The following is a 318-nucleotide window of genomic DNA, read 5'->3' as shown; positions in this document are numbered from 1 at the left end:
GATGGACTTGATGTCCTCGGTCTCGATGGCGGCGAGCTGAGCGGTGGAGAGCGCGGCGGCCTGAGCGGAGTTCAGAGTCGCGACCTGGCTGGATGTCAGCGCATCCATGTCACCAGCGGTCAAGCCCTTGACCTGGAGCGTGCTGAGCGACGCGATCTGTGCCGTGGACATGGCGCCGACGGCGTCGCTGGCGAGAGCGCCGACCTGGTCGGACGAGAGGCCTGCAAGCGCGGCGGTGGTCACGGCACGCAGGTCGGCCGTTTCCAGCTTGGCGAGCTGGGTGGTCGTCAGGCTGCCGAACTGGCCAGAGGTCAGTGC

At 67.9% G+C, this 318-nt stretch carries 1 protein-coding gene; it reads right to left on the bottom strand.

Annotated features, from left to right (window positions below; genetic code table 11):
• The coding region (locus AC0IZJ_RS28395; RefSeq protein ID WP_471855599.1) for a hypothetical protein at positions 1–318 on the bottom strand (318 nt) is incomplete at both ends.

This window comes from Roseateles sp. AC306 (assembly GCF_979253795.1).
The sequence above is the reverse complement of the archived record's forward strand: the minus strand, read 5'-3'. Positions and strand labels throughout refer to the sequence as shown.